Annotated in this window: 17 protein-coding genes; 16 read left to right on the top strand and 1 reads right to left on the bottom strand. The window is 34.8% G+C overall.

The window, feature by feature from the left end:
* Positions 1-126 precede the first annotated feature (126 nt).
* The 4 genes from ACGK9U_RS04010 to araA are packed head-to-tail and all read left to right on the top strand — an operon-like array spanning position 127 to position 5,674.
* Positions 127-1,803, top strand: a complete 1,677-nt coding sequence (locus tag ACGK9U_RS04010; RefSeq protein ID WP_394465068.1) for a ribulokinase — start codon at positions 127-129, stop codon at positions 1,801-1,803.
* A 1-nt stretch (position 1,804) separates the two neighbouring features.
* On the top strand, positions 1,805-2,512 hold the full coding sequence (locus tag ACGK9U_RS04005; protein ID WP_394465201.1) for an L-ribulose-5-phosphate 4-epimerase: 708 nt from the start codon (positions 1,805-1,807) through the stop codon (positions 2,510-2,512).
* 45 nt (positions 2,513-2,557) lie between these two features.
* Positions 2,558-4,147, top strand: a complete 1,590-nt coding sequence (locus ACGK9U_RS04000) for a solute:sodium symporter family transporter (protein WP_394465067.1) — start codon at positions 2,558-2,560, stop codon at positions 4,145-4,147.
* Positions 4,148-4,168: 21 nt separating this feature from the next.
* Positions 4,169-5,674: an L-arabinose isomerase gene (gene araA, locus ACGK9U_RS03995; RefSeq protein ID WP_394465066.1), complete on the top strand. Its 1,506-nt coding sequence runs from the start codon at positions 4,169-4,171 to the stop codon at positions 5,672-5,674.
* A gap of 91 nt (positions 5,675-5,765) precedes the next feature.
* Here the strand turns inward: araA and ACGK9U_RS03990 are convergent, their stop codons facing one another.
* Positions 5,766-6,182 (bottom strand): hypothetical protein, encoded by a 417-nt coding sequence (locus tag ACGK9U_RS03990; protein ID WP_394465065.1) that lies wholly within the window; start codon positions 6,180-6,182, stop codon positions 5,766-5,768.
* A gap of 292 nt (positions 6,183-6,474) precedes the next feature.
* Between ACGK9U_RS03990 and msrB the strand changes: the two genes are divergently transcribed.
* The 12 genes from msrB (at position 6,475) to ACGK9U_RS03930 (ending at position 17,122) form a co-directional block, all read left to right on the top strand.
* Complete coding sequence (msrB, locus tag ACGK9U_RS03985) at positions 6,475-6,933, top strand: peptide-methionine (R)-S-oxide reductase MsrB (RefSeq protein ID WP_394465200.1); 459 nt, start codon at positions 6,475-6,477, stop codon at positions 6,931-6,933.
* Positions 6,933-7,472: a peptide-methionine (S)-S-oxide reductase MsrA gene (gene msrA, locus ACGK9U_RS03980; RefSeq protein ID WP_394465064.1), complete on the top strand. Its 540-nt coding sequence runs from the start codon at positions 6,933-6,935 to the stop codon at positions 7,470-7,472. The genes msrB and msrA overlap by 1 nt, the downstream gene beginning before the upstream one ends.
* Entirely contained in the window at positions 7,472-9,034 is a 1,563-nt protein-coding gene (locus ACGK9U_RS03975; protein ID WP_394465199.1) for a YdiU family protein, read from the top strand. The genes msrA and ACGK9U_RS03975 overlap by 1 nt, the downstream gene beginning before the upstream one ends.
* Positions 9,035-9,056: 22 nt before the next feature.
* Positions 9,057-10,001 carry an aldo/keto reductase gene (locus ACGK9U_RS03970; protein ID WP_394465063.1) on the top strand — a complete coding sequence of 315 codons (945 nt, stop codon included), beginning with the start codon at positions 9,057-9,059 and terminating at the stop codon, positions 9,999-10,001.
* Positions 9,992-10,519, top strand: coding sequence for a peptide-methionine (S)-S-oxide reductase (locus ACGK9U_RS03965; RefSeq protein WP_394465062.1), 528 nt, complete (start codon positions 9,992-9,994; stop codon positions 10,517-10,519). The genes ACGK9U_RS03970 and ACGK9U_RS03965 overlap by 10 nt, the downstream gene beginning before the upstream one ends.
* A gap of 68 nt (positions 10,520-10,587) precedes the next feature.
* Positions 10,588-11,454: an acyl-CoA thioesterase gene (locus ACGK9U_RS03960; RefSeq protein WP_394465061.1), complete on the top strand. Its 867-nt coding sequence runs from the start codon at positions 10,588-10,590 to the stop codon at positions 11,452-11,454.
* Positions 11,455-11,549: 95 nt separating this feature from the next.
* On the top strand, positions 11,550-12,236 hold the full coding sequence (locus ACGK9U_RS03955; RefSeq protein WP_394465060.1) for a glycerophosphodiester phosphodiesterase: 687 nt from the start codon (positions 11,550-11,552) through the stop codon (positions 12,234-12,236).
* The gene (locus ACGK9U_RS03950; protein ID WP_394465059.1) at positions 12,233-13,474 is read left to right on the top strand and encodes an NAD(P)/FAD-dependent oxidoreductase; all 1,242 of its coding nucleotides are present in this window, start codon (positions 12,233-12,235) and stop codon (positions 13,472-13,474) included. Before ACGK9U_RS03955 ends, ACGK9U_RS03950 begins: the two co-directional genes overlap by 4 nt.
* The gene (locus ACGK9U_RS03945) at positions 13,471-14,001 is read left to right on the top strand and encodes a DUF1697 domain-containing protein (protein ID WP_394465058.1); all 531 of its coding nucleotides are present in this window, start codon (positions 13,471-13,473) and stop codon (positions 13,999-14,001) included. Before ACGK9U_RS03950 ends, ACGK9U_RS03945 begins: the two co-directional genes overlap by 4 nt.
* 5 nt (positions 14,002-14,006) lie before the next feature.
* Positions 14,007-15,089, top strand: coding sequence for a diphosphomevalonate/mevalonate 3,5-bisphosphate decarboxylase family protein (locus ACGK9U_RS03940; protein WP_394465057.1), 1,083 nt, complete (start codon positions 14,007-14,009; stop codon positions 15,087-15,089).
* A gap of 56 nt (positions 15,090-15,145) precedes the next feature.
* Positions 15,146-16,075 carry a mevalonate kinase gene (locus tag ACGK9U_RS03935; RefSeq protein ID WP_394465056.1) on the top strand — a complete coding sequence of 310 codons (930 nt, stop codon included), beginning with the start codon at positions 15,146-15,148 and terminating at the stop codon, positions 16,073-16,075.
* Between the two features lie 141 nt (positions 16,076-16,216).
* The gene (locus ACGK9U_RS03930; RefSeq protein WP_394465055.1) at positions 16,217-17,122 is read left to right on the top strand and encodes a geranylgeranylglycerol-phosphate geranylgeranyltransferase; all 906 of its coding nucleotides are present in this window, start codon (positions 16,217-16,219) and stop codon (positions 17,120-17,122) included.
* Positions 17,123-17,140: the final 18 nt, after the last annotated feature.

The raw sequence follows: 17,140 nt of genomic DNA, 5'->3' as shown, positions 1-17,140 counted from the left end.
GTTTTAGATTATTTTTTTGCCCAAAAATACAAGTGTTTTTTATACACTTTTGTAATTATGTATTATATTGCGCTGTTAATTTAGCAGTGTATTGAATTAATAAATTCACTATTTTAGATTGAAACCATGAGTAACGAAAAGTATACCATAGGAATGGATTTTGGGTCGGATTCTGTTAGGGCATTAATAGTAAATGCAACTACAGGAGAAGAAATGGCTACGGCAGTTCATTATTATGTAAGATGGAAGGAAGGTAAATATTGTGAGCCTTCAAAAAATAAATTCAGGCAACATCCTTTAGATTATATTGAAGGAATTGAAAGTACGATCAAATCGGTCGTTTCTCAAGTAAATGATGATGTTGTTAAAAACATTGTCGGTATAGGTGTCGATACTACCGGTTCTACCCCAGTCGCAGTGGATAAAGCAGGAACACCATTGGCATTGTTGAAAGGTTTTGAAGAAAACCCAAATGCCATGTTTGTGCTTTGGAAAGACCATACAGGCATCAAAGAAGCAGATGAAATAAATGAACTTTGTAAAAAGTGGGACATCGATTATTCTCAATATGAAGGCGGAATTTATTCATCAGAATGGTTTTGGTCAAAAATACTTCACGTTTCTAGAGCAGATAAAAGTGTTTTAGATAATGCATATTCTTGGGTTGAGCACTGCGATTGGGTACCATTTTTACTAACTGGCGGGAATGATGTGTCTCAAATGAAACGTAGCCGTTGTGCTGCTGGCCATAAAGCTTTATGGCACGAATCTTTTGGTGGGTTGCCTCCAAATGATTTTTTTGTGGCTTTAGACCCTGTTTTAGATGGTTTAACAGAACGTTTATTTAAAGAAACTTATACTTCTAACGTTTCAGCCGGAACCTTATCTGAAGAATGGGCAAAACGATTAGGTTTGCCAACTTCGGTAGTGGTAGCTGTGGGTGCTTTCGATTGCCACATGGGTGCAGTTGGTGTAAACATAGAACCTTATTTTTTAACTAAAGTTATGGGTACGTCTACCTGCGATATTTTAGTAACACCATTACAAGAAAACGAACATTTAGTAAAAGGTATTTGCGGACAAGTAGATGGTTCGGTTATACCAAATATGTTAGGTTTAGAAGCAGGACAATCGGCTTTTGGTGATATTTATGCATGGTATGAACGCTTGGTTTCATGGCCAATTAAAGAACTTATTGGGAATTCTAGTTTAATTGATGAAGAACTTAAAACTAAATTAATTGAAGAATCCATAGCTAATATATTGCCAAAACTAAGTGAAGCAGCATCTAAAGAACCTATTGGAGCAGCTGGAGAATTAGCTTTAGATTGGATGAATGGTAGGAGAACACCCGATGCAAATCAAAACTTAAAAGGTGTTATTTCAGGAATAAACTTAGGTAGTACATCACCCAAAGTATTTAGAGCATTGGTAGAAGCATCGTGTTTTGGAGCAAAAAAAATAGCAGATAGATTTATCAGTGAAGGTATTCCTGTTAAAGGTGTTATTGCGTTAGGAGGTATTGCAAAAAAGTCAACATTTGTTATGCAAACTATGGCAGATGTTTTAAACACGCCTATTAAAGTTGCCCAATCAGAACAAGCTTGTGCGTTAGGAGCATCTATTTTTGGCGCTGTTGCAGCTGGAATACATCAAGATACTGAATCTGCAATGAATGCTATGGCAAGCCCTTTTGAGAGGGTCTACGAGCCAATCAAAGAAAATGCAGAAGCCTACAAAAAAGTGTATAATAGCTATAATGAATTATGTATAGCTATGGAAAACCATATCATGAAAAATTAAGATTATGAGTATTTATAAAACATTAAAAGAAGAGGCTTTTGAAGCTAATATGCAACTTCCAGAATTAGGATTGGTACTATTTACTTTCGGGAATGCTAGTGCGGTTGATAGAAGCAAAGGTGTTTTCGCTATAAAACCAAGCGGCGTCCCGTATGTAGATTTAAAACCAGAAGATATGGTAATTTGTGACTTCGATGCTAAAATAGTTGAAGGTACTATGCGTCCGTCTTCTGATACAAAAACACATGCCGTTTTATATAAAGAATGGGATAAAATAGGAGGGGTCGTACATACACATTCAACTTATGGAACCGCTTGGGCACAAGCTATAAAAGATATTCCTATTTTTGGAACAACACATGCTGATCATTTAATTTCTGATATTCCTTGTGCACCACCAATGAAAGATGATTATATTGCGGGCGATTATGAACATATGACGGGGTATCAAATTATAGATTGCATTAAAGAACGCGGATTGGATTATAATGAAGTAGGGATGATTCTTGTTGGTAACCATGCACCATTTACATGGGGTTCAACCGTAGCAAAAGCTGTTTATAATAGTGCTGTTTGTGAAGAAGTTGCTAGAATGGCATATTTAACATTGCAAATAAACCCAAATGCTGCTAAATTAAAAGAAGCATTAAAAAATAAACATTACGATCGTAAGCATGGTAAAGATGCTTATTACGGTCAAGGTTGTTAAGAAATAATTTTAAACTAAATAATTACTAACTAAACTAAATTAAATATGGGTATTTTATCTTTTGCTGGTTTTACTTTACTGGTAGCAGTTATCGCATGGTGGTCAACACGAAAAACAGATGAGAATTCTTCTGATGGTTATTTCTTAGGAGGAAGAAGTCTTACGGGGCCAGTTATAGCGGGGTCATTATTACTAACCAATCTATCAACCGAGCAAATTGTGGGAATGAATGGTGTATCGTTTAGAGACGGCTTACCCATTATGGCTTATGAAGTTGTAGCAGCCATAGCCATGGTATTTACAGCTTTTATTTTATTGCCTAAATACCTAAAGGGAGGTATAGCTACCATTCCGCAATTTTTAGATAAAAGATATGGTAGAAGTACCAAAACCATTGTTTCCTTATTGTTCTTATTGGGTTATGCTATATCTATGTTGCCAACGGTATTGTACTCTGGAGCATTAGCTATAAATACCATGTTCGATATTCCAGAAATGTTGGGGACAGGGCCAGAAACCACACTTTGGATTACAGTTTGGTCTATTGGAATCATTGGAAGTATCTATGCTATTTTTGGTGGATTGAAAGCAGTTGCTGTATCCGATTCAATTAATGCTGTTGGATTGATAATAGGAGGTTCTTTAATACCCATTTTTGGTTTAATGTATATTGGCGATGGCAATGTTTTTACGGGTTTAAGTAACCTAACTACTGCATTACCCGAAAAATTTGATATTATTGGAGGCCCCGATTCTGATGTGCCATTTTGGACACTTTTTACAGGGATGATTATCGTGAATTTTTATTACTGGGGAACCAATCAAGCCATTATACAAAGAGCGCTTGGTGCTAAAAATTTAAAAGAAGGTCAAAAAGGACTTTTATTAGCGGCATTTATTAAGATATTAGGCCCTTTTATAGTGGTGTTGCCGGGTATTATTGCGTTCTATATTTTTAAAGGAGATTTAGCAAATCCAGATGAAGCATACCCAATGGTGGTTAAAGCAGTATTACCTGTAGCGTTTATTGGTTTCTTCGCAGCGGTTCTTTTTGGAGCTATTTTAAGTTCGTTCAACAGTGCCTTGAATAGTTCGGTAACTTTATTTGGTTTGGATTTTTATAAAGAATACATCAATAAAGACGCCTCAGAGAGACAAGTTGTAAAAGCAGGTAAAATTTTCGGAATGGTTCTAGCTATATTTTCTATGGCTATAGCTCCGTTATTGTATGGGGTTCAAGGAGGTATTTTTACCTATTTACAAGAATTGAACGGAACGCATAGTGTGCCAATTTTAGCTATTATTATAGTTGGTATTTTCTCTAAACGTGTATCAGGAAAAGCAGCAAATATTGCTATTTTATTTAGTGCTATCACTTATTTAATACTATTATATGTTGTGAGACCTATGTGTATAGAATCAGGTACGTTTTTCCCGCATTTCTTGCATTTAATGGGAGCACTTTTTGTTCTTGTTGTATTAATCATGTTTATCGTTAGTAAGTTTTATCCAAGAGAAACAGATTACGAACAGGAATACACCAAACAAGTGGATATTACTAGTTGGCAATATTTAAAACCAGTTGGTTTTGCTATTGTTGGAATGGTTGTAGCACTTTATATTTATTTATCATAATAACCTTTTTTAAAAATTAAAATGATCAATTTAAAATTCGGCGAGGTTTGGTTTGTAACCGGTAGCCAAGATTTATACGGCCCTGAAACATTAAAACAGGTTGCCGAACATTCAAAAGAAATTGCTAATGCATATACCGCAAGCAATGTTATTCCCGTAAATGTAGTTTTTAAACCAACAGTAAAATCACCTGAAGAAATTCATGCTATTTGTAAAGCTGCGAATAATGATGATAATTGTATTGGTATCATTACATGGATGCATACTTTTTCGCCAGCTAAAATGTGGATTGCAGGTTTAACAGCTTTACAAAAACCATTTCTACATTTACACACACAATTCAATAGAGATATTCCTTGGGGAACTATCGATATGGATTTCATGAACTTGAATCAATCGGCACATGGTGGTCGTGAATTTGGGTTTATGGTATCAAGACTTCGTAAAAATCGTAAAGTTGTTGTAGGGCATTGGCAAAACGAAAAAGTTATTAAACAAGTTGCCGATTGGTGTCGTGTAGCAAATGCAGCAGCAGATAGCAAGCGTATGAAAGTGGCTCGTTTTGGAGATAACATGCGTCAAGTTGCGGTAACAGATGGAAACAAAGTGTCGGCTCAAATAAAATTTGGTTACGAAGTAAATGGTTACGGAATTGGTGATTTGGTTGCTTATGTAAATCAAATAACCGATGCGCAAGTAGATAGATTGGTGCAAGAGTATGATGATACTTACGTAATGGCTTCAAAAATTAAAGCGGATGGCGCTATGCGTCAATCATTGAAAGATGCCGCTAAAATAGAGTTAGGTATGCGTGCTTTTTTAGAAAATGGTGGTTATACAGCTTTTACTGATACGTTTGAAGATTTACATGGTATGAAACAATTACCAGGTATCGCAACCCAACGTTTAATGGCAAGTGGTTATGGTTTTGGTGGTGAAGGTGATTGGAAAACATCGGCTTTGGTACGTACCATGAAAGTTATGGGTGCAGGTTTGGAAGGCGGTAATAGTTTTATGGAAGATTATACGTATCATTTCGACCCTAACAACACAACGTGTTTAGGCTCTCATATGTTAGAAATTTGCCCAACAATAGCTAAAGGTGATGTGTCTTGTGAAATTCATCCTTTAGGAATTGGTGGTAAAGAAGATCCAGTTAGACTAGTTTTTAACGGTGGTGCAGGAAATGCTTTGAATGCATCGGTAGTAGATATGGGCAACCGTTTTAGAATGTTGGTTAACAAAGTGGAGGCAGTTGAAATCAAAGAAAGTTTGCCAAAATTACCAGTGGCACGTGTGCTTTGGGATGCAAAACCAGATTTACAAACCGCGGCAGCAGCTTGGATTTATGCTGGAGGAGCACACCACACTTGTTATAGTCAAAATATTTCTGCTGAATCTTTAGAAGATTTTGCTGAAATTATGGATATAGAGTTTTTATTAATAGATGAAAAAACAGACTTGTACAGATTTAAACAAGAGCTTCGTTGGAATGATGCCGCTTATGTTTTAAATAAAGGATTTTAATTATAAATTAATATTGAATAAAAAAAGCTGTTGTATCATACAACAGCTTTTTTATTGAATATAGTTGGAATTAGTCACATAGGTAAATATCTTAAGAGCTGAATTTATTGTAAACTAAGCTGGCTAAAACACCCATAATAGCAAAATGAATAATGTAAAGAACCGCGTTTATAAGTGTTCCTGATAAATCAATAATATTAGCTGTTGCGTGATCTATTAAACCATCTCCCAAGCCGGTTAAAATACCAAGCCATATTCCAAAAGTAGCACCAATAGCTGCACTATGTGTGCTATTTGCCCATTTAGAATACATCGTTGAAAAAGCAAATCCAACTATTAAACAACCCAATGCCAATAATGGCATATCGGGCATTTCTTTCATTAAATCTGCATTTGAAATATGTTCTTTAAGTATAGGGTCTCCTATTATACCCCAAATTAGCCATCCGCCCAAAAAGCCCCATAGTGTGGTAACTAGTGTCGAAATTAAATTTGATTTTGAAAACATAAAATTGGATTTAGTTGGTTTATATTGAAATAAAAGTAGTGAAAATTATGATATTATTTATTTTTTGGTTAAAAAATAGATATACTTTAATTGTTTTTGATACTTCAATTTTTTTTAAATCGATTAGGACGTGCTAAGTTTCGCTAGTTGTAATTTATTGTTGTAAATTTATTCGATGCTTTAAAGCTATGGTTGATAGGTGGCGTTTTTGTTAGTTGTTCATAAAAGCTTCGACTTATTAAATATTGAAAAGCATATTGTAAATAAATTTAAAAAGAAAGGAAATACCATCATGCTCACTTGGAAAGAAGTAATCAACTTTTCCGTAAAAGGAAATCCAACTCCAGACAAACGCGTTGAAAAAACCGAAGCTGAATGGAGAAATATATTAACCCCAGAACAGTTTAGAATTACAAGACAAAAAGGAACAGAGCGTCCGCACAGTGGTGCCCTTTGCGCCATTCACGAAGCAGGTAAGTACAATTGCGTGTGTTGTAATACGCCATTGTTCGGTTCCTCCATTAAGTTTGAATCTGGCACAGGTTGGCCTAGTTTTACACAACCTATTAAGCCAAATGCCATAAAGTACGAAAGAGATACCGCCTATGGTATGGTAAGAGTAGAAGTGATGTGTAATACCTGCGATGCACATTTAGGGCATGTGTTTCCTGATGGGCCAGAACCTAGTGGGTTGCGTTATTGTATTAATTCGGAATCCATGATATTGGAAATAGAAACGGACATTAAGTAATGGAAAATAAAAATTTACAAATAGCCACTTTTGGAGGTGGTTGTTTTTGGTGTACTGAAGCGGTATTTCAAGAATTAAAAGGCGTTGAAAAAGTAGAGTCCGGCTATTCTGGAGGTAATGCACCTGGGTATCCAACGTATCGTGAAATTTGTTCGGGTTTAACGGGACATGCTGAAGTAGTTCAAATTACTTTTGATGCGAATATCATTTCTTATGAAGATATATTAGTCATTTTCATGACCACTCACGACCCAACAACCTTAAACAAACAAGGTGCCGATGTGGGTACGCAATACCGTTCGGTAATTTATTATCATGATGAAAATCAAAAGGAAATAGCAGAAAAGGTAGTTGAAGAAGTAGCTGAGTATTATGATAATCCTATTGTGACTGAAATAAGTCCTTTAAAAATATTTTATAAAGCTGAAGATTATCATCAGGATTATTATAGAAATAACAAAGAACAGGGGTATTGTAGTTTTGTAATTATGCCTAAATTATCGAAGCTTAGAAAATTGTATGGAGATAGATTAAAATGATGAACTTAAACATAAAAGATACTTTTAATAAAGAATTACCGGCAGATAGCGTTTTAGAAAACACAAGAAGACAGGTTGAAAAAGCCTGTTTTTCTTTTGTAACACCCAAGCAAACTGCAAAACCAGAGATGATTCACGTGTCGCCCGAAATGTTGGAGAATCTGGGGCTTTCAAAAGATGATGCCCAAAGTAAAGCGTTTTTGAAAACCTTTACAGGAAACGCCGTTTTACCAAATACGAAGCCTTATGCCATGTGTTATGGCGGACATCAATTTGGAAATTGGGCAGGACAATTGGGTGATGGTCGTGCCATTAATTTGGCAGAAGTTGAACATGGTAACAACCGTTGGGCAATTCAATTGAAAGGCGCCGGTGAAACACCCTATTCCAGAACTGCCGACGGGTTGGCGGTGTTGCGTTCGTCTATTCGGGAATATTTGTGTAGCGAAGCCATGCACCATTTAGGTGTGCCAACTACCCGAGCATTATCATTGGCATTAACTGGCGACCAAGTATTGCGCGATGTGTTGTACAATGGCAACCCCGAATATGAAAAGGGAGCGGTTGTTAGTAGAGTAGCGCCATCATTTTTGCGCTTCGGGAACTATGAAATTTTTGCAGCTAGACAAGATTTTAAAACACTAAAAACCTTAATAGATTATACCATTAAATATTTTTTTAGTCACTTGGGTGAACCTTCAAAAGGAACCTATTTAGCTTTTTTTAGTGAAGTTTCAGAACGTACTTTGGATATGATCATCAATTGGCAACGTGTTGGGTTTGTACATGGCGTTATGAATACCGATAATATGTCTATTTTAGGTTTAACCATCGATTACGGACCTTACGGTTGGCTGGAAGGGTTTGATTTTGGTTGGACGCCAAATACCACCGACCGTCAACATAAGCGTTACCGTTTCGGGAATCAGCCTAATATTGGACTTTGGAATTTATACAAATTGGCCAATGCCTTATACCCCTTAATTGAAGAAGCAGAACTTTTAGAAGCTATTTTAGATCAATACAAAGCAGATTTTGAAACAAAGTCTTTAGCAATGATGCGTTCAAAATTAGGTTTAGAAGTTGAAGAAGCTTTAGATGCTTCTTTGGTTCAGAATTTGGAAGATAATTTACTGCTTGCCGAAACTGATATGACCATTTTCTTTAGAAAACTAAGTGATTTCAATATAGAAAAACCTTCCGAAGCTTTAGAGCTCATTAAAGATGCTTTTTATGTTTCAACGGAAATAACTGAGGAAATTCAACAAAAATGGGAAACTTGGTTTCAGCGTTATGCCGATCGTTTGGAACAGGAACAAACAACTTCCGAAGGAAGGAAAAAAAACATGAACAGGGTAAACCCGAAATATGTTTTAAGAAATTATATGGCGCAATTAGCCATTGATGACGCCGACAAAGGCAATTATAAGTTGATTGACGAATTGTTTCAAATGCTTAAAAAACCATACGATGAACAACCCGAATACGAAAAATGGTTTGCCAAACGTCCCGATTGGGCGCGGCATAAAGTAGGTTGTTCCATGCTGTCGTGCAGTTCGTAGAAAATTTCATTTATAAAAAGAGATGGGTTTAGGATTAGGAATGGCGGCTATTGGAAGACCGCATTATATTAACGTAAGAACCAATACTGTTGCAAAAAGTGACGTAAACGAGCTTAAAGCCAATGGTTTTAAAGTGCTGGATGCTGCTTACAATTTGGGTGTTCGGTATTTTGATACGGCGCCGGGTTACGGTTTAGCCGAAGATTTGTTGATAGATTGGTTGGCAACTAAAAATGATAAAAGCATTCAAGTAGGTGCAAAATGGGGGTATACCTATACAGCCAATTTTGATAAAAATGCCACTGTTCATGAAGTGAAAGAGCACAGTATTTCGAAATTAAAAGAACAATGGCAGGTATCCAAAAAGCTGTTGCCTTTTTTAACCACCTATCAAATTCACTCGGCAACATTAGAAACAGGGGTTTTAGAAAATGCAGAAGTGTTAAATCAGTTGGCTTATTTAAAAAACGAACATCAAATTAAAATTGGAATTTCCACAACAGGCGATAACCAAGTAGAAGTTATTAAAAAAGCATTGGATGTTCATGTTGAAGGCGAATTATTGTTCGATACCATTCAAAGTACCTTTAATATTTTAGAGCAAAGTATTTTAGGTATTTGTAATCAATTGAAAGAAAATGGTAAAAAGTTAATAATTAAAGAAGCTTTGGCAAATGGCAGGATCTTTAGGAACAAAAATTATCCTAAGTACGATACCTTCTATAGTGCTTTAGAAAGTCTTTCAAATAAGTATATTGTGGGTGTAGATGCTATTGCGCTACAGTTTTGTACAGCAACCATTCCAGAAAGTATGGTTTTGAGTGGTGCAAGTACAGTCAGTCAGCTGGAAGAAAACTTAAAAACAAACAACTTTGTTTTAAGTGAAGAGGATGTTATGCTTTTAAAAAGTTTTAGTGTCGAACCCTTTGATTATTGGAAGGAGCGTAAACAATTACAATGGAATTAATTTCTAAAATAGCCTTAGGTGGTGGTTGCCATTGGTGTACCGAAGCTGTTTTTCAATCGTTACTTGGCGTTGAAAACGTAGAGCAAGGTTATGTAGCATCCATAGGTGAAAATTCATCCTTTTCTGAAGCTGTCATTGTTCATTTTAAACCAGAGAGGATTTCATTAGATACACTCATCGAAATTCATTTGTATACCCATAAAAGCAAGAGCAATCATTCCATGCGTACCAAATACCGTTCGGCTATTTATACCTTTTCAGAAGCACAAAATCAACAATCAAAAGCTATTGTTAATAATTTTCAAAAGGCATTTGATAACAAATTAATAACCAAGGTGTATCCGTTTCAATCTTTTAAAGCCTCTAGGGAATCGATTCAGAATTATTATCAAAATAATCCTGAAAAGCCATTCTGCGAAACGTTTATCAACCCAAAATTAAAAATTTTGTTAGAACGCTTTTCAAAACAGACTAATAGTGAAAAGTTAAAACATTTGATAAAACAAGAACAGATATAACAGGTTTTGCTGTTTTAAAAAAGGGAACTAACGTATTTTTGTAATGAACCACACATTGAATTAAGTATATGACTTCTGTAAACGATTTATTAAATCTATTGGTTTTAGAAAAAATTAGCGACACCGAATTTAATGGCATTAGCAAAACCATAGGTAGTCCCATTGTTTTTGGCGGTCAAGTGTTGGCGCAAGCTATAAATGCTGCCAGCAGAACCATAACCAATAGCAGGGTTTTGCACTCTATGCATTCCTATTTTTTAGAAGCCGGAAATTTAGAATTACCCATAACTTATAACGTAAGCATTGTTAGGGATGGTGGTAGTTTTTCGGTGCGTCGAGTTACGGCACATCAAAAAAGCAGGACTATTTTTATATTATCGGCGTCGTTTCATAAAAAGGAGGAAGGTTACAATCATCAAATTGCAATGAAATCTGGTTTAAAGCAACCGGAAGATTTGTTGGGTTGGACCGATATTCTTAAGCAATACGGCGATTTTTTACCTAAAAGCCTTAAAGCTTTTTTTGAAATTGAGCGCCCTGTTGAATTTAAACCAACCGAAATAGTAAATCCGTTAGATAAAAAAGATTTATCACCATTTAGCGATGTGTGGTTTAAATTGAAGGGTGATGCTAGTAAATTAGATTTAGCCACAAAACAGCAGGTGCTAACCTATATTTCAGACTATAATATTTTAAGTTCTACCTTATATCCGCATGCCAGTAAAGCGCATTGGGGCAATACACAAACCGCTAGTTTAGATCATTCTATGTGGTATTTCAGGGATTTCGATTTTGATGATTGGCTGCTCTATGCTACAGATTCACCAAGTACTTCAAATGCTAGAGGTTTTGCAAAAGGAAACATATTTACAAGAGATGGAACATTAGTCGCTTCGGTAGCACAAGAAGGGTTAATACGTCCTATATTCAAGTAAAAAGCAACGAAAAACTATGAAGATTGCTTGTTGATGCATTAAAACCACTTTATTAATGTTAAATTTGCAACAATATTTCTAATAAGAATTTAAAAGTGAATAAAAAGATACTGCGTATTGGGCACCGAGGAGCTAAGGGACATTTAGCCGAAAACACCTTAGAGTCTATTAAAAAAGCATTGAGTTTAGGTGTTGATGGTATAGAAATAGATGTGCATCGTTGTGCTTCGGGGCAGTTAGTTGTTTTTCATGATTTTACGTTAGATAGAATGACAAACACTTCTGGCGAGATTTCAAAATTCACTTTAAATCAATTAAAACGGGTTGAAGTAAAAGGACATTGCCAAATCCCTACGTTGTCTGAAGTTTTAACCTTTGTAAACAATAAATGCCTATTAAACGTTGAGTTAAAAGGGTTGGATTCGGCGCAAGAAGCAAGTAGACTCATTACGTTTTTTGTTGAGAAAAAGGGTTGGGACTATAGTAATATCATCGTTTCTAGTTTTCATAAAAACTTATTGGAAACAGTATTTCAATCAAACCCAAACATTCCTTTAGGTGTTCTTACCGATACCAATTTGGAAGAAGCAGTAAATTTTGCAAAATCCATAAATGCGGTTGCTATTCATCCAGATTATACCATGCTAACCGAAGAAATTGTTCAAAAATTAAAAGAAGATTTTAAAGTATTTACCTATACCGTAAACAATTTAAAACCCATAAAGCGAATAAAATCTTATGGGGTAGATGGCATTATTTCAGACTTTCCTGATAGATTATGATTAAAAAAGATGTGATTATTGTTGGCGGTGGTGCGGCAGGTTTTTTCGCGGCCATTAACATTGCTGAACAAAATCCGCATTTAAAAGTAGCCATTCTTGAACGCGGTAGCGAAGGGTTGCAAAAGGTGAAAGTGTCTGGTGGAGGTCGCTGCAACGTAACCCATGCCGAATTTATTCCTCAAGAACTAATAAAAAATTATCCGCGTGGAGAAAATGAGTTATTAGGACCTTTTCATCAATTTATGACTGGCGATACCATGGAGTGGTTTGAAAAACGAGGTGTTGAATTGAAGATTGAAGAAGACGGCAGGATGTTTCCCGTGTCCAATTCATCACAAACCATTATCGACTGTTTTTTAAGTGAAGCTGTAAAACATCATGTTGAGGTTTTGTATAATCAAAGTGTAACAGCCATTTCTTCACAATCTAGTCACACTGAGCTTGTCGAAGTGCAATCAAAAGGGTTTGTAATTTCAACAAAAGACCATGCCTATTCTTGCCAAAAATTAATAATAGCCACAGGTAGTAATCCTAAAATCTGGAATCTTTTAGAAAATTTGGGGCATACCATTTCACAACCAGTACCTTCGCTTTTTACCTTTGATGTAAAAGATGAGCGCATCAAAGATATTCCAGGAGTTGTGGCTTTACATGTTGAGGTTAAAGTTTTAGGAACCAATTTATGGAGTGAGGGACCTTTGCTTGTTACCCACGTAGGTTTTAGTGCGCCAGCTATTTTAAAATTATCGGCGTTTGGCGCCGTGGAATTGGCAAAAAGAAACTATAAATTTCAAATAGAAATAAATTTTATAAGGCAAACTTTTGAAGATTGTTTAGATGTCCTTAAAACATTAAAACACGATTTAGCTAAAAAATCGGTCTTCAAATCGACTCAATTTGATTTGCCAAAGCGGTTGTGGCAAAAACTGGTGTTGGCTTCCAACATGAACCCAGAAACCCGATGGGCAGATTTAAACAAAAATCAGTTAGAAAATCTAGCAGCTCAACTTACAAAAGCTGTTTTTAATGTAGATGGAAAAAACACGTTCAAAGAAGAATTTGTAACTGCTGGGGGTGTCGATTTAAAAGAAATCAACTTCAAAACCTTTGAAAGCAAACTTCATAAAAACCTGTATTTTGCAGGTGAAGTGATTAATGTAGATGCCATTACAGGAGGTTTTAATTTCCAAAATGCATGGACAGGGGCTTATATTGTAGCTAAATCTATTTCTGAGTGAAAACGTACATCGCGCTTTTAAGAGGTATTAATGTGGGAGGCCATAAAAAAGTCCCTATGACAGTATTGCGCGATTTACTAACTACGGCGGGTTTTCAAAAGGTGCAAACCTATATTCAAAGTGGTAACGTTATTTTTCAATCTACTGCCGAAGTTTCAGAATTGGAGAAAACCATTCAAAATCTTATTTTAAATCATTTTGGGTTTGAAGTTTCTGTAATTGTAAAAACCAATCAAGAACTTCAAGCAATTTTAAACAATTGTCCGTTTTCAGAAGAAAGGAAAATGGAGAGTTATTTTATAATGCTTAGTGCAATCCCTGATCATAATTTGGTGGATGATGTCGCTAAAATAACTTATGAAAACGAAGAAGTTATAATAAAAAACGATGCGCTTTATTTTTATAGTTCAACAGGTTATGGGCGTACAAAATTCAATATGAATACTTACGAACGCAAATTAAAGGTTATTGGCACATCAAGAAATTACAAAACTATGTTAAAACTATTATCTTTGTCGTCATATTAATTACTATGACTGAGCAACATTTTATACCTAAAGCACATTCAAATGCAGTTGAAAGCGGTAAAGTAACTTGGGAATCGCCCAGTAATATAGCCTTGGTTAAGTATTGGGGGAAAAAGAAAGACCAAATCCCTGAAAACCCATCCATAAGTTTCACGCTTAATAATTGTAAAACCATCACAACGTTAGGGTTTTCAAAAAAAGCAAGTACTTCTAATTTTGAATTTGAGATTTTTTTAGATGGTGAAAAGAAGGATGATTTTAAACCAAAAATTCAAATCTTTTTTGAGCGTGTTGAAGTTTATTTGCCATTTTTAAAAGAGTATAAATTCAGAATTGAAACAGAAAATACATTTCCACACAGCTCTGGAATTGCATCATCTGCATCAGGTATGAGTGCGTTGGCTTTATGTTTAATGAGCTTGAAAAAAATGCTAAATCCTGAAATGCCAAATGATTATTTTTATCAAAAAGCATCCTTTTTAGCACGATTAGGTTCAGGAAGTGCTTGTAGAAGTATTGAAGGCGATTTAATTGTTTGGGGACACTCCAAAGCCATTGAAGGCAGCAGCGATTTATTCGGTTTAAAATATCCGTATAAAGTTCACGAAAATTTTAAAGCATATCAAGATACCATTTTATTGGTTGATAAAGGTGAAAAACAAGTGAGCAGTACTGTGGGGCATAATTTAATGCATAACCATCCGTATGCAAAAAACCGTTTTCAGCAAGCGCACAATCATTTGGAAAAATTAAAACCGATTCTTGAATTGGGCGATTTGGATGCGTTTATAGCCTTAATAGAAAGTGAAGCCTTAACATTGCATGCTATGATGATGACCAGTAATCCGTATTTTATTTTAATGAAACCAAACACTTTGGAAATAATTAATAAAATCTGGAAATTCCGTCAAGAAACGGGTTTGCATATAAGTTTTACGTTAGATGCGGGGGCCAATGTGCATGTGTTATATCCAAAAAATGAAGCATCACAAATTTTAGAATTCATTAAAAATGAATTAGTTGTATATTGTCAAAACGGTCATTATATTTGCGACCAAATTGGCATGGGGGCAAAAAAAATTGATTAAATTTGTAAAATGTTTAAAAATATTCATATATTGTTAAACAGGATTTTTAAAGAAACATGAAAGGACCATTATTTTACTCTAAAATTCTACTCTTTGGCGAGTATGGAATCATTAAAGATTCTAAAGGATTATCTATTCCTTATAATTTTTATAATGGAGCCCTGAAAACTGATAAAAACCCATCGGAAACTGCCATAAAATCTAACGAAAGTTTAAAGCGTTTTGTTACCTATTTAGAGGCTATCAATCCTGAATTGGTAACTTTTGATATTGAAGCTTTGAAGCATGACGTAAATGACGGCATGTATTTCGATTCGTCTATTCCACAAGGCTATGGCGTTGGTAGTAGTGGAGCTTTGGTAGCTGCTATTTACTATAATTATGCACATAATAAAATAACGGTTTTAGAGAATTTAACCCGTGAAAAGTTACTGACTTTAAAATCTATTTTCTCTGAAATGGAATCTTTTTTCCATGGAAAATCTTCAGGGTTAGACCCGTTAAATAGCTATTTAAGTATCCCAATTCTTATCAATTCACAAGATAATATTGAAGCCACAGGTATTCCGTCACAAAAAGCCGATGGAAAAGGAGCTGTGTTTTTATTGGATAGTGGTGTAATTGGAGAAACAGCTCCTATGGTAAGTATTTTTATGGAAAACATGAAGCAGGAAGGATTCCGTAATATGCTTAAAGACCAATTTATAAAACATACCGATGCTTGTGTAGATGATTTCTTGAAAGGTGACGTAAAGTCTTTATTCAAAAACACCAAGCAACTGTCAAAAGTGGTGTTGAACCATTTCAAACCCATGATTCCAGCACAATTTCATGAACTTTGGAAAAAAGGTATTGAAACCAATGAGTATTATTTAAAACTTTGTGGTTCTGGTGGCGGTGGCTATATTCTAGGTTTTACAGAGGATATTGAGAAAGCAAAAAATTCGTTAAAAGATTATAAATTAGAAGTAGTTTATAATTTCTAAAAAATTATAGGTATGGAATTAACCGAAACTTTTTCTTTTGGTCTTTTAGTTTGGCAACTTGCCCAATTAGCTCTTTTAATAGTTTTTTTATATATAGTGTTTCGGGCGGTTAAATTGCTAACTAAGAAACGACTTTAAAATATGTTTTCTCGTAAACAGAAACATATACTTCTTAAGTTTTTTAGCATGTTTTCTGTTATTAGAGGCTATAATATTCTTGTTATAGTGCTAGCGCAATATTTGGCGTCTATTTATATTTTGGCACACGACAAACCCTTGCGTAAAGTGGTTTTTGATGTTAATTTATTTCTATTGGTTTTAGCTTCGGCTGCCACGATTGCAGGTGGATACATCATCAATAATTTTTACGATTCTGAAAAAGATTTAATCAATAGACCTATGAAATCTAGGTTGGATAAATTGGTGAGTCAAAACACGAAGCTGTCTTTTTATTTCGTGCTAAATTTTTTGGCAGTTATCATGGTAAGTTATGTGTCTTTTAAGGCAGTTATTTTCTTTTCACTTTACATTTTCGGCATTTGGTTTTATTCGCATAAATTAAAAAAGCTGCCATTTATAGGTAATTTGGTTTCGGCTATTTTAACCATTACACCGTTTTTCGCCATTTTTATGTATTACAAAAATTTTGAAACGGTCATTTTTGTACATGCCATTTTTTTGTTTTTGCTTATTTCCATGCGCGAACTAACAAAAGATTTGGAAAATATTACGGGCGATTTAACCCAAAATTACCATACCATTCCCGTTGTTTATGGTGAAGTGGTTTCAAAACGATTGCTTACCGTATTATCTTTATTAACACTTGTTCCAATTTATTTGTTGTTATTTAAATTTGAAATTGGTTACATGTACATTTATTTTTATTTAAGTATCGTTTTAATACTGGTTTTTTTGATGTTGTTATGGAAATCGAAAACCAAACTGCATTATTTAATAGGGCACAATATTTTAAAATTCATAATCGTTTTAGGGGTTTTTAGTATTTTATTGATAGATATTGATTTATTGTTGAATAGGATTTTATAAAATCGTAATTCAAAAATC

Source organism: Mariniflexile sp. HNIBRBA6329, assembly GCF_043558645.1.
GTDB lineage: Bacteria > Bacteroidota > Bacteroidia > Flavobacteriales > Flavobacteriaceae > Mariniflexile.
Note: the sequence above shows the minus strand (reverse complement) of the source record. Positions and strands in the feature narration are given on the sequence as shown.